The organism is Arthrobacter sp. CC3, from assembly GCF_039907775.1.
In the GTDB taxonomy this organism is placed as follows: domain Bacteria; phylum Actinomycetota; class Actinomycetes; order Actinomycetales; family Micrococcaceae; genus Arthrobacter.
On record NZ_JARCCY010000020.1, the window covers coordinates 39,022 to 59,149 of the forward strand.

Sequence of the window (20,128 nt, forward strand, 5' to 3'; positions counted from 1 at the left end):
CGGGCTAGTGCTGCCTTGGGCTAGTGCTGGCCGGACGGCTCGGCGCGGGCCGGCCTCGGTGCAGCGTACATTTCCCCGATGACCGACTCGAAGTCCTTCATCACCTGGGCCCGCTTGACCTTCATCGAAGGCGTCAGATGGCCGGATGCCTCGGTGAAGTCGGACGGCACAATCCGGAATGACTTGATGGCTTCCGCCTGGGATACCGACTGGTTGGCGCGGGTGATGAGGTCCTGCACGGCCGCCTTGACCACGGGATGTTCCGCCGCCTCGGCAAGGGACGTGGTGGTCGGCAGCCCGTGCCGGTGCAGCCATCCCGGCAGGGCTTCCTCGTCGAGGGTCACCAGGGCTCCGATGAACGGCATGTTGTCGCCCACCACGAGCACCTGGGAGACCAGGGCATCGGCCCGGATCTGGTCCTCCAGCAGGGCGGGGACGACGTTCTTTCCGCTGGCCGTCACGATGATTTCCTTCTTGCGGCCCGTGATGGTCAGGAAGCCGTCAGCGTCCATTTGTCCGATGTCGCCGGTGCGGAACCAGCCGTCCACGAACGTGTCGGCTGCGAGGTCCTCGCGCTTGTAGTAGCCGCGCATCACGCAGACGCCCTTGGCGAGGATCTCGCCGTCGTCGGCGATCTTCACCGCATTGCCCGGCAGGGGAGCGCCCACGGTGCCGATCCTGATCAGCGACGGGGTGTTGACCGTGATGGGCGCGGTGGTCTCGGTCAGGCCGTAGCCTTCGAGGATCTGCATGCCGATGCCCTGGAAGAAGTGACCCAGGCGTTCGCCCAGCGGGCCGCCGCCGGAGACGGCGTGGGCAACCTGGCCGCCCATGGCCGCACGCAGTTTGCTGTAGACGAGCTTGTCGAAGAGTGCGTGGCGGAGCTTGAGGCCGAGGCCGATGGAGCCGGCCTGCCGTGCCCTCGAGTAGGCGATGGCGGTGTCGGAAGCCTTGTGGAAGATGGCGCCCTTGCCGCCGTCCTCAGCCTTCGTCAGGGCGGAGTTGTAGACCTTTTCGAACACCCGCGGCACGGCCAGGATGAAAGTGGGCTTGTAGCTTTGCAGGTCCGGCAGGAGGTGCTTGATGTCCGGGGTGTGCGCGACGGTGACGCCGGCGGCTACGGCCAGGACGGAGATGAACCGGGCGAACACATGGGCCAGCGGCAGGAACATGATGGTCCGTGCCTGCTCGTGGACGATGCCGGACAGCGACGTGGCCAGGGCGTTTTCGGACAGCTCCACGAAGTTGCCGTGTGTCAGTTCGCAGCCCTTGGGCCTGCCGGTGGTGCCGGAGGTGTAGATGATCGTTGCGACGTCGGCGAGCGAGGCAAGGCTGCGGCGGGCTTCCAGGTCCTCATCGCTGACGGCGGTTCCTGCGGCGCGGAGTTCGTCCAGCCCGGCGCCCTCGAGCTGCCAGACGTGGGCGAGGGAAGAGAGTCCTTCCGAGGTGGCGGCCTGCCGGATGATGTCCTCATGGTGCGCGGATTCGCCGAACGCGGCCACGGCACCCGAGTCGCCCAGGTTCCAGGCAACCTGGCTGGGTGACGACGTTTCGTAGATGGGAACCGAGATGCCGCCGGCGAACCAGATGGCGAAGTCCACCAGGGCCCACTCGTACCGCGTGCGGGACATGATGCCCACGCGGTCGCCCGCCGCCACTCCGCTGGCCATGAGTCCCTTGGCCAGGACGCGGACGTCGGCGACGAAATCGGTGGCAGTGATGTCCTGCCACTGCCCGGCGGCATCGAGCCGCGAATACAGGGACGGGTTCGAGGCCTTGGCGGCCTGCCGCAGCACCAGGTCGGTGATGTTGGTTTCGGGGGGTACATTCACCAAGGGCGGAACACTGAATTCGCGCACGATAGCTCCTTTGTTATCCATAGACCCGCAGGGGGTACTGCTAACACTAGTACGCCCGTTGCGGAGGTGTGTCCTGTTTCACCTACTGGCGAGTAACTTTACGGTTAACGGCCGGAAACCCGCCAATCCGGCCCGCCGCGAGCCGTGTCCGGAGCCGCTTCACGCAGCGCCCGGCCACGCGGGAAAACAGGGCCCGGGCAATAGAATGGGGAACCATGCACACACCAACACCCGGCGACCTGCCCAGACCCTACCGACGGACTGCCTCCTGGCGGCGCCGGAAGCCCGCCGGGCAGGACGCGCTGGCCGCAAGCCAGGGCTTTCGCGAGCATCTCCGGCTGGGGCGCAAGGGGCTGGCAATCGGTGTGGACATCGGCGGCACCAAGGTCGCTGCAGGCGTAGTCGACGCCGACGGCAGGATACTCAGCCAGGCCAGGCGCTCGACGCCCGGGAACGACCCCCGGGCAGTGGAACAAGTGATTGTGGAACTGGTCGAAGAGCTAAGCCAGGGCCACCGCATCTGGTCGGTGGGAATCGGCGCCGCCGGCTGGATGGACCTCGACGGCGGGACAGTGCTGTTCAGCCCCCACCTCGCCTGGCGCAACGAACCGCTGCGGGACAACCTCCAGCGCCTGCTGCGACGGCCGGTCCTGCTGACCAACGACGCCGACGCCGCGGCCTGGGCCGAATGGCGCTTTGGCGCCGGGCAGGGACAAAACAGGCTCGTCTGCATCACCCTCGGCACCGGGATCGGCGGCGCCATGGTGATGGACGGCCGGGTGGAACGCGGACGCTTCGGCGTTGCCGGCGAATTCGGCCACCAGATCATCATGCCCGGAGGCCACCGGTGCGAATGCGGAAACCGCGGCTGCTGGGAGCAGTATGCCTCCGGAAACGCCCTGGGCCGTGAAGCCCGCGAGCTGGCCGCCGCCAATTCACCCGTCGCGCAGGAACTCCTCAAAGCCGTGGACGGACAGGTTGACCGGATCACCGGCGTCATTGTGACGGAACTGGCCAAGGCGGGCGATCCGACGTCCAGGGAGCTCCTGGAAGACGTCGGGGAGTGGCTGGGACTGGGGCTGGCCAACCTGGCTGCCGCGCTGGACCCCGGGAAGTTCGTGATCGGCGGAGGCCTGTGCGATGCCGGCGAGCTGCTGGTGGCACCGGCACGCAAGGCTTTTGCCCGGAACCTGACCGGGCGCGGGTTCCGCCCGGCGGCGGAAATCGCCCTGGCCGCCCTGGGCCCCAACGCCGGGCTGATCGGCGCCGCGGACCTGTCACGGGTCAGCAGCCGGATGCACGGCTAACCGGGCGATCAGCGGGCTAAGCGCGGGGCACTAAACCCGCGCGCCGTCGTCGTGCTCGTCCTTTTCCTGCGGCAGCTGCATGATCAGGTAGATCACGGAGACGACGAATGCGGCGACGATTCCCAAAATGGCCATGAGCGGCGCCGACCGCCAGAACATGGCGGCCAGCACCAGGGCGACGGGACCGCCCACGGCACCCAGCCAGGCGAGCATGGTCAGGGGATCCGTGCCGGCCAGGCTCGGCGGTTCCTCAGGTACGAACGGTTCATCGTCATCGGCGTCGTAATCCCGCGGCCCACCGGTTGCCTCCGTCTCAGCTGTGCTTCCGTGGTCCGCCCCCAGCTGCGGCTCGCGGACGGCGGCCTGGCGTTCAGACGCAGAGGGCTCCGTCGGCGCGGCTCCGGACAGGCCCAGCGGATCGAAGTCGCGGAAGGGCCGTTTGGCTGGCTGGCTGCCCTCGACGGCGTCACCGGTGCCGTCAGCGGCCGGAGTGTCGCTGCCCTCGAGCCGGGCCACCAGGTCGAGCCATACGGCGTCGTCCTGGTTCGCGCTCTGGTCTGAGGAATTGGAGTCGGATCGGGTCATCGGCCATGTCCTTCACGGCTAGCGGGGGACGGGTCCAGGTTTCCCGGAACCACGGCGCGGATAAATTCCGCGGTCCCGCTGAAAATCTCTGCGGCATCGTTGTCCAGGGTGGCCACGTGGTAGCTGTTGCCCAGGGCGCTCAGCTGGAGCGTGGCATGGGTGAGGCCGCGGCGCAGCGCCACGATGCTCGAATCCGACACGACGTGGTCCACCGTGGAACGGAACACCCGGACCGGTGCAGTGATCCGCGGCAGCAGCCGCCGCGTGTCCCTGAACAGTTTGTTCAGTTCGTGCGCCGCCGCCACGGGTGTCCGCGGGTAGGCGCCCTCGTCCGTGTTCGGCTTGAGGATGTCGTTCGCGATGGCTGGAGTGCTTTTCAGGACCAGCTTCAGGACACCGGCCAGCGGCGCCCGGGGATCATCAATGACCAGGCCCGGATTGACCACGATGGCACCCGCCACCGGACGCTGCGCTGCCACCCTCAGGGCGAGTGCCCCGCCCATGGACAGGCCGGCCGTGAACACATGGTCGCATTCGGCCTCAAGCTCCAGGTACGCCGCGTCGTAGGCGGAATACCACTGCTGCCAGCGGGTCCTGGCAAGTTCCTGCCAGCTGGTCCCGTGCCCCGGCAGCAGCGGCATCCGCACCGCAAAGCCGGCGTCCGCCAGTGACTGGGCCCAGGCCCGCACACCGTGCGGGCTTCCGGTGAAGCCGTGGGACACGGCAACGCCGATCGACGGGCCGTCTCCGGTAAAGGGGGAACTCAGGGGGCTGTGGTCGGCGGCGATGCTCATGATGTCTCCGAGGGTACGTGGTGCTGCGCGTGCTCATGGAAGAAGGCGGACGAATTCCGGAAGATCACGGGGGCATCGTTGTCCAGGGTGGCCACGTGGCCGCTGTTGGGCAGCGGCACCACGCGAAGCGAGGCCGACCCCAGCCGCCGCCTGATCAGCTCAAGGGACGACGGCGGCACAACGTCGTCGGTGTCCGATTTGAAAACCAAAACCGGCGCCGTGACGCGGGGCAGTCCACGGCGGGCGGCGGCAAACAGCTTCTTCAGCTGGTGGACGGCGGCCAGTGGCGTCTGCGAATAGTCGCCGTCCTCAGTGGTGGCCGCGGTGGGGTTGGCTTCCACAATCGGCAGCGTGGTCTGTTGGAAGTACTTCAGGATGCCGATAATACGGACTCTTCGGTCGTAGAAGCTGAGCCCGGGATTGACCACGGCCACACCGGCAACGCGATGGCGGGACGCCGTGCGCAGGGCGACTGCGCCGCCCATGGACAGCCCGGCGACGTAGCAGGTGTCAGTCCGGCCGGCGAGCTCAAGATAGGCGGCTTCGAAGGCACCGGCCCAGTCCCGCCAGCCCGAGCGGGCCAGCTCGCGCCAGTCAGTCCCGTGCCCGGGCAGGAGCGGGACGGAAACGGCGAACCCCTGCTCCGCCAGGTGCAGGGCCCACGGCATGACGCTGAGGGGACTTCCCGTGAAGCCGTGGCAAATGGCGACGCCGATCCGGGCATTGCTTCCGTGGCCGGGGTAGCTGAAAGCGGCAGGCACAGTCGGTTTGCTGCTTTCTCTCATGTGCCCATCGTGTCACCATTCACCACAAATCTCACTAGAGTAGGGTTGCATTGAAGTCCTGGCCGGGCCCGACGAAGGGGCGGCCAGACGCCTTCCGGAGAGGTACACCACGTGTTTTATTGGTTCATGAAGACGTTCGTCCTGGGACCGGTGCTAAAGCTCCTGTTCCGGCCCTGGGTCAAAGGGCTGGACAACGTCCCGGCCGAAGGCGCAGCCATCCTGGCGTCCAACCATTTGTCGTTTTCCGACTCCATCTTTATGCCGCTGATGGTTCCGCGTCCCGTGGTCTTCCTGGCGAAGTCGGAATACTTCACCGGCACGGGCCTCAAGGGCCGGCTGACTGCACTCTTCTTCCGGCTGACCAACCAGCTGCCCATGGACCGGTCGGGCGGCGCGGCCTCGGCCGCTTCGCTGAACGCCGGAATGGACGTCCTCTCGCACGGTTCGCTGCTGGGAATTTATCCGGAAGGAACCCGCAGCCCCGATTCTCGCCTGTACCGCGGCAAGGTGGGTGTGGCAAAACTTGCCCTGCAGGCCCGGGTTCCGGTGATTCCCGTCGCCATGATCGGCACGGACAAAGTCCAGCCGATCGGTAAGCGGATGCCGAACATCCGGCGCATCGGCATGATCTTCGGCGAACCGCTGGACTTCAGCCGCTACTACGGCATGGAGGAAGACCGGCTGATCCAGCGTTCCGTGACCGACGAAATCATGTACGAACTCATGCGCCTCTCGGGGCAGGAGTATGTGGACGAATATGCGGCAGTCGTCAAACTGCGGCTGGCGGGCACACCCGCTGACGGCTCAGGCAGCGCCGGCGGCCCGGACGTATCCGGCGGCTCGGACGGATCCGGAGGGGGCGCCGGCCCCGCGGAACCCGACAAAGCGTGACGCCGGTTCTGTGACGATGGTTTGGGGCGAATGACGGTTGCGGTGCGTAAACGCCGATCCGGGAACTAGTCTTGTAGTGTGACTGAGCTATCCGCAAAACCTGCCTCCCTGCTGACCAGTACCGCCCAGAGCGGCGCCGCCAACTATCCGGGACTGGACCACTGGCGGGACCTGCCGGTTTCCCAGCAGCCCAGCTGGCAAAACAAAGAGGTCTTTGACACGTCCGTGAAGGAACTTTCCGTCCTTCCGCCGCTCGTCTTCGCCGGCGAGGTGGACATCCTCCGCGAACGGCTGGCCGCTGCCGCGCAGGGCAAGGCGTTCCTGCTCCAGGGCGGGGACTGCGCCGAAACCTTCGAGGCCGCCACGGCGGACAAGATCAGCGCACGGGTCAAAACCATCCTGCAGATGGCCGTCGTCCTCACCTACGGCGCGGCCATGCCCGTCATCAAAATGGGCCGGATGGCCGGACAGTTCGCCAAGCCGCGTTCCTCCAACGATGAAACGCGCGACGGCGTCACCCTCCCGGCGTACCGGGGCGACATTGTCAACGGCTACGATTTCACGCCGGAATCCCGGGCCCACGACGCCGGCCGGATGCTCAAGGCGTACCACACGTCGGCCTCCACGCTGAACCTCATCCGGGCGTTCACGCAGGGCGGCTTCGCTGACCTGCGCCTGGTTCACCACTGGAACAAGGGCTTCACCGAGAACCCGGCCCACGCCCGCTACGAGTCGCTGGCACGCGACATCGACCGGGCCATCAAGTTCATGGCGTCCTGCGGCGCGGACTTCGAAGCCCTGAAAAGGGTCGAATTCTTCGCGAGCCACGAGGCGCTGCTGCTCGACTACGAGCGCGCACTGACCCGCATCGATTCCCGCACCGGACTTCCGTACGACACCTCGGCCCATTTCCTCTGGATCGGCGAACGCACCCGCGAACTGGATCACGCCCACGTCGACTTCCTGTCCCGCGTCCGCAACCCGATCGGCGTCAAGCTGGGCCCCAAGACCTCCGGCGACGACGCCCTGCGGCTCATCGACAAGCTCGATCCGGACCGCGAACCCGGACGGCTGACCTTCATCACCCGGATGGGCGCGGGCAACATCCGCGAGAAGCTCCCCGCCATCGTCGAGAAGGTCACGGCCTCCGGCGCCCAGGTTCTCTGGGTCACCGATCCCATGCACGGGAACACTGTCACCTCGCCCAACGGCTACAAGACCAGGAACTTCGACGACGTCATCGACGAAGTCCGCGGCTTCTTCGAAGTCCACCACTCGCTGGGCACCATTCCCGGCGGCCTGCACGTTGAGATGACCGGGGACGACGTCGCGGAGTGCCTCGGCGGTGCCGACCCGATCGACCAGGAAGCCTTCCTGGACCGCTACGAATCGGTCTGCGACCCGCGCCTGAACCACATGCAGTCCCTGGAGATGGCCTTCCTCGTCGCAGGAGCCCTGTCCAAGCGCCCCTGATCCGACTCGGACGCGCTGATTGACTGCGCTGACTAATCACAAAGCTCCGCCCGGCTGGAACCAGCCGGGCGGAGCTTTTTTAGTGGGTCCAGGTCAGACGACGGTGAGGGTGATGAGTGACCCTTCGGGCACCTGGGTGTCCACCGGATCCTGGTCGCGCACCGTTCCGAAGAAGCCGCCCAGGATGTTGTTTACCCGTACCTCGAAGCCGAGCTTCTCCAGCGCCTTGCGGGCATCATTGGCCTGCTTGCCGATGTAGCTGGGCACATCCACGAGTTTGGGTCCCTTGGAGACCGTCAGGGTGACGGTATCGCCCCGGGTCAGGGTGCCGGAGGACGGGTCCTGGGCCACGACGGCGCCCTTGGGGACCTTCTTGTCGTTGACCGTTTCGGGGGAGATCACTGCCTTCAGTCCGGCCGCCTCAAGCGCCTTGACTGCTGCGCCCTGTTCCTGGCCGCGCACATCCGGGACGGGAATGGGCTCCGGCCCCTTCGAGACAGTGAGGCTGACGGGCGTGCCGCGTCGGGCGGGGGTGCCCGCCGCCGGGTCCTGGGCGAGGACGGTTCCCGCCGGACCGGTTTCGCTGTAGGTCTCCGTGACTTTGCCCAAGGCCATCTCTGCCCCGTTGAGCTGGGTCTTGGCCTCGTCCAATGACTTGCCTGTCAGTCCGGGAAGCGGAAAAAGTTGGGGGCCCTTGGACACGAAAAGCGACACCAACTGGAACTTGCGGATTTCCCGCCCTGCCTCAGGTTCGGTGCCGACGACGAGCCCGGCCCGGATATCGTCGTCGAAAACATCCTTTGTGGTGGACTGGAACCCGGCAGTGCCAAGCAGCTGCTGGGCCTCGGCCACCGTCTTGTTGGCTACCCGCGGAATGGTGCCGGGGGAGCCGGGTCCCATGCCGAAGAACCAGCCGGCGCCCGTTGCGAGCAACGCGGCGATGACAAGGATGATGATCCACAGGATGCCGCGACGGCGGGGACTACCTTCGCGAAGGGGCCGGACCGGCGTTGACGCCGCCTTCGACTGTGCCTTGGCGGCGTCGCGGTCCTGCTTGCGCTGCGCCCGCTTACTCAATGGAACCGCGTCGTCCGGCCCGTCGTCGCCGGCATCCGCGAAGTCGGATTCCGTTTCCGGCGGGGCCGCCAGGGCGCCAAACTGGCCCGTCCGCCCGGGGGAAGCAGACAGCACCGTGGTGGGATTGCTTTGGCGGGTGATGATTTCCGTCGGATGCTGGCCGGCGGACAGGACCTCCGTGTGGTCCTGGCGCTCAGGGGGCCGGGCCGCGGCGGGTCGACCTGAGGGCGGGTGGGCGGGAGGGCGCAGCCCGGCCGGAGAATGGGCGACGGCGGCGATAGCCGCCGGGGGCTGGAGATCCAGTTCCGCGTCGGTCAGGTTGGTGCGGATGTGCCTGAGTTCGGACAGCAGCGCATTGCCGTCCACCGGACGCTGTTCAGGGTCACGCGCCGTGCACCACTGCACCAGCTCGTCCACCTCGGCAGCCAGCCCCGGCACAACCGCCGAGGGGGCCTGGACGGAGGAGTTTACGTGCTGGTAGGCCACCTGGATGGGGACTTCGCCGTCGAACGGCTGCGTCCCGGTGATCATTTCGTACAGCATGATGCCCACCGAGTAGATGTCGCTGCGGGCGTCGGCCTGCCTGCCGAGCACGAGCTCGGGGGACAGGTAGGCCACGGTGCCGATCAGTGCCCCGGTGCTCGTCGAGGTGGTGACGGCACGGGCCAGCCCGAAGTCGCCCACCTTGATTCGGCCGTCGTCGGCGATCAGGACATTTTCGGGTTTGATGTCGCGGTGGATCAGCCCGGCGGAATGCGCCGCTCCGAGGCCTTCCACTACGGGGTCGATCAGCGCCAGGGCCAGCCGCGGAGACAGCGCACCCTTCTCCTTGATGACGTCCCGGAGGGTGTGGCCTTTGATGTACTCCATGACCAGGTAGGCCGTGTGACCGTCGCTGCCCTGGTCCAGGACGCCCACCACATGGGCGTGGGACAGCTTGGCCGCGGCCTTTGCCTCCCGGCCCAGCCTGTCCAGGAAGTTTCCGTCGTTGACGAGGTGCGGATGGAGGACCTTGAGTGCGACGTCGCGCTCAAGACGCTGGTCCGTGGCCAGGTAGACAGTGGACATTCCGCCGCGCGCCAGCCTGGACTGAACCCGGTAGCGGTTGTCCACCAGGGTTCCAACGAGGGAGTCCGACACTTTTTCCTGCACCTTACGATCCTAAGTGCTACACGGAAACGGGCCCGAATCGACATGCAATCCGGACCCGTATCGTTACCCTCCCGGCACCCGCCTTTGCGGTGCCGTTATGGTTCTAGCCGAAGTTCTTCTGGTGCGCCTTGATGGCTGCCACGTAGGCCTTGGTGTCGTCGAACATGCCGTTCTTGCTGACGGAATACTGGCCCTGGTAGTAGCCGGCGATGGCGTGGTCCAGGTCCTTGCTCGTGCGGATCAGCTGGCGAATGATGGCTACGCCTGCGGTTGCATTGTCATAGGGATCGAGCAGGTTCAGTTTGCGGCCCACCAGGTCGGAGGCCCATTCGCCCGACGTCGGGATGACCTGCATCGTGCCGATGGCGTTGGCCGGCGAGACTGCGCGCTGGTCGAAGCCGGACTCCTGGTAGGCGAAGGCAAGGGCCAGCGAGGGGTCCACGCCCATCCGACGTGCCGTATCGGCGACGATCGACTTCATCTGTTCCCGAGTGGGTACGGGAGAAGCGTTGAGCAGGGCCTTGTTCTGGTTGGCGGAAGAGACCACTGCAGCGGGGTAGGTGAAACCAAGGAAGGAGCTCGGCACCAGGGGAGTGACGCTGGCAGCCGGCTGGATCGAAGCGCCGGGGATGACCAGCTTGTTGCCGGGGTAGATAACGCTGGACAGGGTGAGTTTGTTCGCCGACAGGATGTCTGAGAGCTTGACGCCGTGCTTTGCGGCGATGGCGGACAACGTGTCCCCGGACTTCACCGTGTAGGAGCCCGAACTGGGGGCGGGGGCCGGAGCAGGAGCCGGGGTGGCCGCGGGGGCCGGGGCAGGTGCCGGGGCGGAGGACTGGCCGCCGCCGATCTTGATCTTCTGGCCCGGGTAAATGATGGAATTCATGTTGAGGCCGTTCCAGCTCAGCACCTCTGACAGCTTCACTCCGTGGCGCGCGGCGATGGCCCCCAGGGTGTCACCGGACTTTACGGTGTAGACACTTCCGCCGGACGTGGCGGGTGCAGGGGCCTCGGGCTTCGCCGCCGGAGCGGAAGGTGCCGGGGCGGACCCGGTCAGTTTGATCTTCTGGCCCGGGTAAATGATGGTGTTGGGCTGCAGGTTGTTCAGCTTCAGGATGGCATTGGTGTCGAGGCCGTAGCGGCCCGCAATGCCGCTGATGGTGTCACCGCGGGCAATGGTGTACTCAGCCGGAGCGGACGGCTGGGCGGGCCGGAGGGAGGCCGGGATTGAGGTGGAGACCGAGGCGGCCGGAATGACGCCCGCCTTGAGGGCGGCTTCCTGGGCCTGCATCGCGGCTGCCAAGGTGGCAGGAACAACCCGCGGACGGGCTTCCGCCGCCGCCGGCTGGGCGATGGCGAGAGAGGACAGGACGACGGCCGGAAGGGCGGCCGTGGTCGCCGCAATCATAGGCAGGCTCGGCCTGGGGTGCTGCTTTGGCGATCGGGGCGTCGTCATGGGAGTGATCCTCTTCTCAGCGGCGAATGCTGTCGGTCAGGCCGTTGTTACGAATGGTACTAGTGTTACTAAAGTTAGCGTTGATGCAAATGTGATCTATGTGAATCTCTCACGAATTGCTGATTAGCACAAGAAATGTATGGCATCTCTTATATGCCTTTTTTCGGAGTGTCGATTTACGCCTTCCGCCCGCCTCATTGTGCTGACTAGGCGCAACAGTGCACCGCGTGGCAATCTTGATCCGTGAGTACTGTAGAAAGCCTTGTAGGCGAATGGCTGCCCCTGCCCGACGTTGCAGAAATGATGAACGTCTCCATTACTAAGGTCCACGGTTTGCTGGACGAAAAAGCACTGGTGGCATTGAGGGTCGGTGAACGCCGCATCAGGTCGGTGCCGGCGGACTTTATGCAGGACGGCCATCCGGTCGAGAGCCTTAAGGGGACCATTGTGGTCCTGTCGGATGCAGGCTATTCCGACGAGGAACTTGTGACGTGGCTTTTCACCCCGGATGAATCACTGCGTGGCCGTCCGATTGACGCCCTGCGTGAAGGCCGGAAGACGGAAATCCGCCGCAGGGCACAATCCCTCGCCTGGTAATCCCCGCCCGGCAGTACCGCGCGGTTATTCCACGCGCGGTGGCCGCGCCCCCCGAAATCAGGAGGCGCGGCTGACGGTGGCCTCGGCGAGTTTCCGCAGGGCCGTCTTGGGAAGGTCTTCCAGTGGAAGCATGTCCAGTTCGCTGAAGGCGGCGCGGCCGAATTCCTCAATCAGGACTTCGGTGGCCTGGAGCGCACCGCAGTCCACGATGATGCGGCGGATTTCCTCCACATCATCGTCGGACAGGTCCGGGCTTCCGAGCTTTGCGTCGAGGAAGCGGGACTCCTCCGGGGACGCCTGGTCGAGGGCGAAGGCCACCAGGACCGTCCTCTTCCCCTCCCTGAGGTCATCGCCCGCCGGCTTTCCGGTGGTCACGGGATCGCCGAACACTCCCAGCACGTCGTCCCGGAGTTGGAACGCTTCGCCCAGCGGCAGCGCGAACGCTGAGTAGCCGCGGAGGAGTTCATCGGACGCCCCGGCCAGGGCACCTCCGAGGGCGAGCGGGTGCTCCGTGGAATACTTCGCCGACTTGAACCGGATGATCGACTGGGCCCGGCTGACCGCTCCGGCCCGGTCGCGCATGGGACCGGCGACTTCTTCCAGGATGTCCAGGTACTGCCCGGCCATCACCTCGGCCCTCATCAGGTTGAAGATCAGCCGTGCCTGGCTCCCTGATGCTGCCGCCTGGCCGATGTCCGTGAACGTTTCTTCACTGAACGACAGGCAGAGGTCGCCGGTCAGGATGGCTGCGGCATGGCCGAACCGCTCACTGTCCAGGGCCCAGCCCTGGTCTTCATGCAGCTGGCTGAAGCGCCGGTGGACGCTGGGTCCGCCGCGCCGCGTATCGGACCGGTCGATGATGTCATCGTGAATCAATGCCGCCGCCTGGAAGAGCTCCAGTGCCGATCCGGCAGTGATCACCTCATTGGCAGCAGCATCCCCGCCTGCGCCGCGCCACCCCCAGTAGCACATCAGCGCACGCAGCCGCTTGCCGCCGGTGACCAGGTTGGAGATGGACCCCATCAGCGGGTCGATGTCCTGGGAAATGGCGGACATCACGGACTGGCGGGTCGCCAGGAAGTCATTGAGCTTGCCCGCGACAGCGGCTACGTAGGCCGTCTGCTCCAGGCGCAGCTGCTCCGCGACCGTCACTTCGCGGACTCAGCTGCGACGTTGGCGCCGATGGTGAACGTGGAGACCCCGCCGGTTTCCACCACTGCGATGTTCACGGTTTCGTTGTCACCGCGGAGGAAGTCCTTGGACGCGACCGCGCCCACGTTCTCGCCGGGCACTGCTTTGAAGCCTTGGGCCTCAAGCTCTTTGGTGTAGAACGCTACGACGGCGGCAGCCGGGGAGGTGATGTTTCCCACCAATGCCGCTGTTGCCGGAGTGGAGGTCTTGTCGAAGCTGCTGGACACCACCTTTGCCCCCGGCATCACGGGCAGCAGCTTCTCGGGGAAGCCGGCCACCAATGCGCCGACGGCGGCGGTGGTTCCAGGGGAGGCGGTGGGGCTCGCGGGGGCGGTGGCGGATGCCTGTCCGGTGACGGAAGCTGAAGCGCTGGCAGTCCCGGTGGCTGTGGCGCCGGGATTGGCCGGGGTGCACGCCGCCAGGGCCAGCACCGCGCCGGCCACGATCACGGCGCAGCCCGCAGGCTTGAGCTTTCCAATTACCTTCACAGGGACATTCCTCCTGGTGTTGACGCCGGATGCAGCCTCCAGTTTAGTCAGTACCACGGCATAGGATTGAAGACGTGGGGTCGGAACAGGATAAACAGCAGCTCGAAGCGACCCTCCGGGAGCTCCGGCGAAGCAGCATCATGCATGTGGACATGGACGCCTTTTTCGTCTCCGTGGAGCTTCGGACCCGGCCCGAACTTCGCGGCAAACCGGTGATTGTGGGTTACCCGGCGGAGCGTTCGGTGGTGCTGTCCGCGTCCTATGAGGCCCGGAAATTCGGGGTCAAGTCCGCGATGCCCATGGCAATAGCGGCGCGCATGTGCCCCTCGGCCGTCATTATCGAACCCCGGCACAAGCTCTACTACGAGGTTTCCGCCCAGCTCATGGCCATCTTCGGGTCGATTACGGAGCTGGTGGAGCCGCTGAGCGTCGACGAGGCCTTCCTCGACGTCGGCGGAGCAATCCGGCGGCTGGGCAGTCCGCGCGAGATCGGCGGGATCATCCGCCGGCGCGTGCACGAGGAACTCGGCATCACGGCCTCCGTGGGCATTGCGGCCAGCAAATTTGTCGCCAAGATCGCATCCACCCGCTGTAAGCCGGACGGGCTCCTGCTGATCGGGCCGGATGAGACCGTCGCCTACCTCCACAGCCTTCCCGTCAACGCGCTGTGGGGCGTGGGGGCGAAGACGGGCGAGGTGCTGGCCCGCATGGGAATCCGGAGCGTGGCCGATGTCGCCGCGACGCCGCCGTCGGTACTGAAGAAGCTGCTGGGGGCGTCAGGGGAGCACGTCTACAGGCTGTCGTGGGGGATTGATCCCCGTGCCGTAACCCCCGTCCGCCTCGAGAAGAGTATCGGCGCCGAGGAAACGTTCGCCGTTGATACAGCCGACGACGCCCTCCTGCACCGTGAACTGCTGCGCCTGTCCCACCGGACCGCCGAGCGGCTCCGAAGCACGGGGATGGTGGCGAGGACCATTTCCCTCAAGCTCCGCTACACCGATTTCTCCACCATCACGCGCAGCCGCACGGTGCACGCCCCGGTCGACAGTGCACAGCTGATCTACGCCGTGGCCGTTCAGCTCCTGGAATCGCTCGGTCCGCGGGCCATGACGGTCCGGCTCGTCGGCGTCCGGGCCGAACAGCTTGAGGAAGCTGCCCAGACTTCGCTCCAGCTGAGCTTTGACCGCCGCGACGACAACTGGCGGGCCGCGGAACAAGCACTGGACAAGGTGGCGGCCAAGTTCGGCTCGAAATCGGTGCTCCCGGCGCGCCTGATGGACCCGCACACGCCCGGAGAGTGACCGTTCCGCCGCGCCGGAGTGTCTTTCAGAACAGGGCGCAACAAACTATCCTTAGATATACATAGATTTCGAACGTCTGGACTTACCGAACACCCTGCTGAACAGGTCCGCCGTCCGAATGCGTGGAATCCGGCCTTTCGTTATACGGTGGCCGGGAACCTCCCGCGCATGCCGGACGTTAGTGGATTGACAACACAGGACCAGGGCAGGTCCGGACGTTGGCCGACTTAAGGAGGTCGTGATGCCGCTCTCGGAGCACGAACAGAAGCTGCTCGAGCAGCTGGAGAAGCAGCTGCACGAGGACGATCCGAAGTTTGCCAATTCAATGGGATCGGATCCGGGCCGCAACTGGTCCACGCGCCACATCGTGATCGGCGTGCTGGCCACACTGGCCGGTGTCCTCCTCCTGCTGGTGGGCGTATCACTTCAGAGCATTTTTGTTGGTGTCCTCGGATTTATCGTGATGGGAGCCGGAGTCTATTTCGCAACGATGCGCAGCTCCGCCGCCGGCAAAGCGAAATCAACCGGTGGCAAGAAAACCGGCAAGGGGCGCAGTTCGTTCATGAGCGGCCTTGAAGAACGCTGGGATGAACGGCGCCGGGGTGAGCAGCAATAACCCGACCGTGACAGTGTTCAGCTAACGCTCCACTTCGCACCACCTGCCCCTGGCAGACCTGCAGAAAGACCCGCCGCGGCGGGTCTTTTGCTTTTAACGGCCGGCGCTCGCGGACGCGACGCCGTCCGGTCCGTGCCGTCCGCCGTCGTGCTGTTCTTCGCGCCCCTCCAGGCGCCGATATCCCACCACTTTCCACCACCCGCCCAGAACCCCGGATTTCCGGGGCGGGATTTGTCCAAACCCGGGACGAATCTTCCGTGTCGCGTTGACTGTGGAGCGATGTGGAGTAAAGTGGAGCAGGTAAGAGGGTAGTGGCAGCACAGGGGACGTGCAGCTCCTGACGACAGACAGGCGGGTGGCCATGTTTCTTGGCACTCACTCACCGCGTCTGGACGAAAAGGGGCGGATCATCCTCCCAGCGAAGTTCCGTGAGGAACTTGCCAGCGGACTGGTTCTCACAAGGGGCCAGGAACGCTGCATCTACGTCTTCAGTGAGCGGGAATTCGAGCGGATTCACGAGCAAATGCGGGAGGCGCCCATCTCCTCCAAGCAGACTCGTGACTACATCCGGGTTTTCCTCTCTGGAGCCTCGGACGAGGTACCTGACAAGCAGGGGCGCGTGACTATTCCTCCCGCACTCCGGGCATACGCAGGTCTTGGCAGGGAGCTCGCCGTTATCGGCGCAGGCTCCCGGGCGGAGATCTGGGATGCCCAGGCCTGGAACGAGTACCTGGCAGAAAAGGAAACCTCCTTCTCTGAAACCGACGACGCCATCCCGGGAATCTTCTGAGGCCCGGAAGCGACGACGGCAGCGTTTCTTGAACGAGATCTCCAGCCGCCCATCCGAACGTTTTCCTGGCTCACTTCCCCGGAGCCAGGCGGACGTTGGGATAGGCGCGGATGGGGATCTGGCTTAAGAACCGCACCGAGGACCAGCCAGGCCCAGCAAGGCAAACAGAGGCACGAAAGGACGAAGGTATGAGCGATCCCAACCAGCCAAAACCCACGTCCGAACGCCATGTACCGGTCCTCAAGGACCGGTGCATCAATTTGTTGGCCCCTGGCATCGAGGCGGCCCGCAGCCGGGGCGAGACGCCGGTGGTCATCGACGCAACCCTGGGAATGGGCGGTCACTCCGAAGCCCTGCTCCAGCGGTTTCCGGACCTTCACCTCATCGGAATCGACCGCGACGAAGAAGCCCTGGCCCTGGCCGGCGAGCGTCTGAAGCCCTTCGAAAACCGCTCTGACCTGGTCCACGCCGTCTACGACGAAATCCCGGACGTCCTCCGGGACCTTGGCGTCGAGGAAGTCCACGGCGTCCTGATGGACCTGGGCGTATCTTCCCTGCAGCTGGATGAGCGCGAACGCGGTTTTGCCTATTCTTTTGATGCGCCCCTGGATATGCGCATGGACACGAGCCGGGGCCAGACGGCCGCGGACGTCGTGAACAACTACAGCGAAGAGGACCTGGTCCGGATCATCCGCAAGTGGGGTGAGGAAAAGTTCGCCGGCAGGATCGCTAACCGCATCGTGGCTGCGCGCGCAGTCAAGCCGTTCACCACCACGGGTGAACTGGTCGACACCATCCGCGCGGTGGTTCCGGCAGGGGCGGCGAAGACCGGAGGCCACCCGGCCAAACGGACCTTCCAGGCCCTGCGGATCGAAGTCAACGAGGAACTCGACGTCCTGGAACGTGCGGTGCCTGCCGCTGTGGACGCCCTCGCGATGGGGGGCCGCGTCGTGGTCATGTCCTACCACTCGCTGGAGGACAAAATCGTCAAGAAAGTCTTCCAGACCGGATCCAAGTCCTCCGCGCCGCTGGGCTTCCCGGTGGAACTGGAAGAACACAAGCCCGAACTCAAAACCCTGACTAAGGGCACCGAGGTTCCCACCGCCGATGAAATCGCCGAAAACCCACGCGCAGCGTCCGCCCGGTTGCGCGCAGTTGAACGAATCAGAGCCAGGAGGGCCGCATGAGCACCGCCGCTGCCAAGAACTTCCCAGTCGTGTCCGGCACGGCGGCCCGAGCCCTCACAGGCCTTAAGCCTTCCGGCGGATCCGAGCGGAAGCTGCGGACCCCGCTGTCCGTGGTCCGTTCGACCCCGCGCAAGCGCAGGGCTCCTTTTGTTGTGCTCTGCTTCGCACTGCTGGCGGTCGCTCTCATGGCGGTCCTGGTCCTGAACATCTCCGTTTCCACAGCGCAGTACCAGCTGGTGCAGCTCAGGAGCAACCAGTCCACACTGACGAAGCAGAACCAGGACCTGACACAGCAGGTCCAGAACTTCGACGCTCCCCAGAACCTGGCCGCCCGGGCCTCGGAACTGGGCATGGTGGCTTCCACCGGCAAGGGGCAGATCGACCTCTCCACACTGGTCGTCAGCGGCACACCCAAACCGGCAGTCAAGGGTGACAAGCCAGGAGCCATCATTGCAGCACCGGCAGTCGCCGGGCAGCTGACGGTGGTTCCTCCCGCCACTACCAAGGAGCCACTGGCCGTCCGCAAGCCGGCGCAGGAGGCCGCTCCGGCGCCGGCGGCAGCAGCTGCCCAGGCTGCCGCTGCCGCGAAGCCGCCGGCCGCCGCGAAGCCCGCGGCCGATCTCCACGGCGGATCCGTTCCGGCACCAAAGCAGAAGACGCCGGGCAGTAACTGACAGGACTGACCACCAGTAGGCAAGCAGCAAGGACTCACCGTGGCGCAGAGCACCGGCAAGAAAACAACCGCAAAAGTGCCGAACGCCACCAGGAGGCTCCGCCTCGGCTTGGGTATGATGCTGGTGCTGCTGCTGGTGGTCGGTGGCAAGCTGTTCATGGTCCAGGGACTGGACATCGGCGGAATGGCTGAGGCCGCGTTGAACAACCGCCTGACGCCGATCGAGCTCCCCGCCGAACGCGGCAGCATCCTGGACGCCAACGGAACTGTCCTCGCCAACAGCGTCATCCGCTACAACGTAGTGGTGGACCAGCGCGTCAACACCAAGACGGAGTCGTTCAAGCGACTGGACACGGTGGGCGACAAGGAAGAGCTCGTCACCGTTTCCAGGGACAAGGGCATCGAGGAACTGGCCGCCGTGCTGGGGCAGGACCCCGCGGACGTCAAGGAGGCCTTGACGGGGGAGAAGCCCTATTACATCGTGGCGAAGGACCTCAAGCCCGATATGGAGGACCGGATCTCCCAGCTGCAGATCCCGGGCATAGTCACCGTAGGCACCAGCAAGCGCGTTTACCCGAACGGCTCTGTCGCCGGCGGGATCGTCGGTTTCCTGCAGGACGGAACAACCGGGCAGGCGGGCTTGGAGCAGACCCAGGATGAGGTCCTCAAGGGAACTCCCGGCAAGCGGCTCTTCGAAATCGGCGCCGACGGCTTGCGCATCCCCGTCGGCGTGGACGAACTGACGCCCGCCGTCGACGGCAAGGACATCCGCCTCACCCTCAATTCCGACCTGCAGTACTTTGCCCAGCAGGCAATCCAGAACCAGTCGGACAAGCTGAGCGCCGAATGGGGCGTCATCATCGTCCAGGACATCAAGACCGGCAACATCATCGCCATGGCAGACACCAACGCCCCGGACCCCAACGACCCCGGCAAGGTGGCCGCCAAGGACCGCGGCGTACGGTCAGTGACGGCCGCATACGAACCGGGTTCCGTGGAGAAGATGATCACGGCCGCCGCCGTGATCGAGGAGGGCAAGTCAAGCCCGCTGGACAAGTTCACCATCCCGCCGTCCTACGTGGTGGACGGCCAGGTCTTCACCGACTCGTTCGATCACGGGACCGAGGAACGGACCCTGGCCGGGATCCTGGGCTGGTCGATGAACACCGGAACGGTCATGGCCGGGCAGCGGCTGACCAAGGAACAGCGCCACGACTGGCTGCAGAAGTTCGGCATCGGCGAAGCCCCCGACATCGGGATTCCCGCCGAAGCCACCGGCATCCTCACCCCTGCTGACCAGTGGGACGGCCGGCAGGAGTACACCGTCCTCTTCGGCCAGGGCGTTTCGCAATCCACCCTGCAGACCGTCCGCGCCTACCAGTCGATTGCCAACAACGGCGTGATGCTCCAGCCGCGCCTGATCGACAGCTACATCAGCCCGGACGGAACCGAGGAAAAGGTCCCGGCGAAGGAGAGCCGTCAGATCGTGTCCAAGGAAACCGCACAGCAGGTCCGGGACATCCTGGAGAGCGCCGTGACCGAGGGGCAGATCAAGGAAGCAGCAATCGACGGCTACCGCGTGGGCGCTAAAACCGGAACGTCCCAGTCGCCGTGCGACGACGGCAAATCCGGGTACTGCGGCTACACGGCCTCCATGGTGGGAATGGCGCCGATGGACGATCCGCGGTTTATTGTTGAAGTTGTCCTGCAGCGCCCCAAGGGCAGCATCTACGGAATCACCAATGGTCCCGTGTTCCGCTCGGTGATGAGCCAGGCGCTGCGGACGTACAACGTTCCGCCGTCAACGGGCGAGCCGGTCAGGCTGCCCCAATACGTCAAGTAGCACGTCCACAACATCGTACGCATCAGGGGATCTTCCCCTACGCCCGGTGTGATCCACTAGCAC

18 protein-coding genes are annotated in these 20,128 nt (G+C 65.5%); 10 read left to right on the plus strand and 8 right to left on the minus strand.

Features of this window, described 5'->3' with window-relative positions; translation table 11 throughout:
* Positions 1–20 precede the first annotated feature (20 nt).
* Positions 21–1,859, minus strand: a complete 1,839-nt coding sequence (locus PV761_RS13445) for an AMP-dependent synthetase/ligase (protein WP_028271713.1) — start codon at positions 1,857–1,859, stop codon at positions 21–23.
* Positions 1,860–2,074: 215 nt separating this feature from the next.
* Between PV761_RS13445 and PV761_RS13450 the strand changes: the two genes are divergently transcribed.
* Positions 2,075–3,166: an ROK family glucokinase gene (locus tag PV761_RS13450; protein WP_347897419.1), complete on the plus strand. Its 1,092-nt coding sequence runs from the start codon at positions 2,075–2,077 to the stop codon at positions 3,164–3,166.
* A 30-nt stretch (positions 3,167–3,196) separates the two neighbouring features.
* Here PV761_RS13450 and PV761_RS13455 read toward each other — a convergent pair whose 3' ends face one another.
* The 3 genes from PV761_RS13455 to PV761_RS13465 are packed head-to-tail and all read right to left on the minus strand — an operon-like array spanning position 3,197 to position 5,330.
* A complete protein-coding gene (locus tag PV761_RS13455; protein ID WP_028271715.1) occupies positions 3,197–3,751 on the minus strand; it encodes a hypothetical protein in 555 nt (184 codons plus the stop codon).
* The gene (locus PV761_RS13460) at positions 3,748–4,545 is read right to left on the minus strand and encodes an alpha/beta fold hydrolase (protein WP_347897421.1); all 798 of its coding nucleotides are present in this window, start codon (positions 4,543–4,545) and stop codon (positions 3,748–3,750) included. The genes PV761_RS13455 and PV761_RS13460 overlap by 4 nt, the downstream gene beginning before the upstream one ends.
* A complete protein-coding gene (locus PV761_RS13465; protein WP_347897423.1) occupies positions 4,542–5,330 on the minus strand; it encodes an alpha/beta fold hydrolase in 789 nt (262 codons plus the stop codon). The genes PV761_RS13460 and PV761_RS13465 overlap by 4 nt, the downstream gene beginning before the upstream one ends.
* Before the next feature lie 111 nt (positions 5,331–5,441).
* Here PV761_RS13465 and PV761_RS13470 point away from each other — a divergent pair, with 111 nt between their 5' ends.
* Positions 5,442–6,221 carry a lysophospholipid acyltransferase family protein gene (locus PV761_RS13470; RefSeq protein WP_043438927.1) on the plus strand — a complete coding sequence of 260 codons (780 nt, stop codon included), beginning with the start codon at positions 5,442–5,444 and terminating at the stop codon, positions 6,219–6,221.
* Between the two features lie 78 nt (positions 6,222–6,299).
* Complete coding sequence (locus tag PV761_RS13475; RefSeq protein ID WP_028271718.1) at positions 6,300–7,694, plus strand: 3-deoxy-7-phosphoheptulonate synthase class II; 1,395 nt, start codon at positions 6,300–6,302, stop codon at positions 7,692–7,694.
* Positions 7,695–7,787: 93 nt separating this feature from the next.
* On the opposite strand, the gene PV761_RS13480 is transcribed toward PV761_RS13475, so the two are convergent.
* Together PV761_RS13480 and PV761_RS13485 are read right to left on the minus strand one after the other, a co-directional pair.
* Positions 7,788–9,923 carry a PASTA domain-containing protein gene (locus PV761_RS13480; protein WP_347897426.1) on the minus strand — a complete coding sequence of 712 codons (2,136 nt, stop codon included), beginning with the start codon at positions 9,921–9,923 and terminating at the stop codon, positions 7,788–7,790.
* 103 nt (positions 9,924–10,026) lie between these two features.
* Complete coding sequence (locus tag PV761_RS13485) at positions 10,027–11,379, minus strand: LysM peptidoglycan-binding domain-containing protein (RefSeq protein WP_347897427.1); 1,353 nt, start codon at positions 11,377–11,379, stop codon at positions 10,027–10,029.
* Positions 11,380–11,622: 243 nt separating this feature from the next.
* Between PV761_RS13485 and PV761_RS13490 the strand changes: the two genes are divergently transcribed.
* Positions 11,623–11,976 carry an Rv2175c family DNA-binding protein gene (locus tag PV761_RS13490; protein ID WP_028271721.1) on the plus strand — a complete coding sequence of 118 codons (354 nt, stop codon included), beginning with the start codon at positions 11,623–11,625 and terminating at the stop codon, positions 11,974–11,976.
* Between the two features lie 57 nt (positions 11,977–12,033).
* On the opposite strand, the gene PV761_RS13495 is transcribed toward PV761_RS13490, so the two are convergent.
* Together PV761_RS13495 and PV761_RS13500 are read right to left on the minus strand one after the other, a co-directional pair.
* Complete coding sequence (locus PV761_RS13495; protein ID WP_028271722.1) at positions 12,034–13,128, minus strand: polyprenyl synthetase family protein; 1,095 nt, start codon at positions 13,126–13,128, stop codon at positions 12,034–12,036.
* On the minus strand, positions 13,125–13,655 hold the full coding sequence (locus tag PV761_RS13500; RefSeq protein WP_028271723.1) for a hypothetical protein: 531 nt from the start codon (positions 13,653–13,655) through the stop codon (positions 13,125–13,127). The genes PV761_RS13495 and PV761_RS13500 overlap by 4 nt, the downstream gene beginning before the upstream one ends.
* Before the next feature lie 74 nt (positions 13,656–13,729).
* Between PV761_RS13500 and dinB the strand changes: the two genes are divergently transcribed.
* The 6 genes from dinB (at position 13,730) to PV761_RS13530 (ending at position 20,065) form a co-directional block, all read left to right on the plus strand.
* Positions 13,730–14,956: a DNA polymerase IV gene (gene dinB / locus PV761_RS13505; protein ID WP_028271724.1), complete on the plus strand. Its 1,227-nt coding sequence runs from the start codon at positions 13,730–13,732 to the stop codon at positions 14,954–14,956.
* Positions 14,957–15,197: 241 nt separating this feature from the next.
* A complete protein-coding gene (locus tag PV761_RS13510) occupies positions 15,198–15,572 on the plus strand; it encodes a DUF3040 domain-containing protein (RefSeq protein ID WP_347897430.1) in 375 nt (124 codons plus the stop codon).
* Between the two features lie 361 nt (positions 15,573–15,933).
* Positions 15,934–16,362, plus strand: a complete 429-nt coding sequence (gene mraZ / locus PV761_RS13515; protein WP_028271726.1) for a division/cell wall cluster transcriptional repressor MraZ — start codon at positions 15,934–15,936, stop codon at positions 16,360–16,362.
* A 188-nt stretch (positions 16,363–16,550) separates the two neighbouring features.
* The gene (gene rsmH, locus PV761_RS13520; protein WP_347897432.1) at positions 16,551–17,549 is read left to right on the plus strand and encodes a 16S rRNA (cytosine(1402)-N(4))-methyltransferase RsmH; all 999 of its coding nucleotides are present in this window, start codon (positions 16,551–16,553) and stop codon (positions 17,547–17,549) included.
* Entirely contained in the window at positions 17,546–18,223 is a 678-nt protein-coding gene (locus tag PV761_RS13525; RefSeq protein WP_347897434.1) for a hypothetical protein, read from the plus strand. Before rsmH ends, PV761_RS13525 begins: the two co-directional genes overlap by 4 nt.
* Before the next feature lie 39 nt (positions 18,224–18,262).
* Positions 18,263–20,065 (plus strand): penicillin-binding protein 2, encoded by a 1,803-nt coding sequence (locus tag PV761_RS13530; RefSeq protein ID WP_347897436.1) that lies wholly within the window; start codon positions 18,263–18,265, stop codon positions 20,063–20,065.
* Positions 20,066–20,128 lie beyond the last annotated feature (63 nt).

Excerpts from the sequence above, each read along its gene's own strand:
- PV761_RS13460 (WP_347897421.1), bottom strand. The coding sequence starts at position 4,545 with ATGAGCATCGCCGCCGACCACAGCCCCCTGAGTTCCCCCTTTACCGGA.
- PV761_RS13510 (WP_347897430.1), top strand. The coding sequence starts at position 15,198 with ATGCCGCTCTCGGAGCACGAACAGAAGCTGCTCGAGCAGCTGGAGAAG.
- rsmH (WP_347897432.1), top strand. The coding sequence starts at position 16,551 with ATGAGCGATCCCAACCAGCCAAAACCCACGTCCGAACGCCATGTACCG.
- PV761_RS13455 (WP_028271715.1), bottom strand. The coding sequence starts at position 3,751 with ATGACCCGATCCGACTCCAATTCCTCAGACCAGAGCGCGAACCAGGAC.
- PV761_RS13465 (WP_347897423.1), bottom strand. The coding sequence starts at position 5,330 with ATGAGAGAAAGCAGCAAACCGACTGTGCCTGCCGCTTTCAGCTACCCC.
- mraZ (WP_028271726.1), top strand. The coding sequence starts at position 15,934 with ATGTTTCTTGGCACTCACTCACCGCGTCTGGACGAAAAGGGGCGGATC.
- PV761_RS13450 (WP_347897419.1), top strand. The coding sequence starts at position 2,075 with ATGCACACACCAACACCCGGCGACCTGCCCAGACCCTACCGACGGACT.
- PV761_RS13485 (WP_347897427.1), bottom strand. The coding sequence starts at position 11,379 with ATGACGACGCCCCGATCGCCAAAGCAGCACCCCAGGCCGAGCCTGCCT.
- PV761_RS13525 (WP_347897434.1), top strand. The coding sequence starts at position 17,546 with ATGAGCACCGCCGCTGCCAAGAACTTCCCAGTCGTGTCCGGCACGGCG.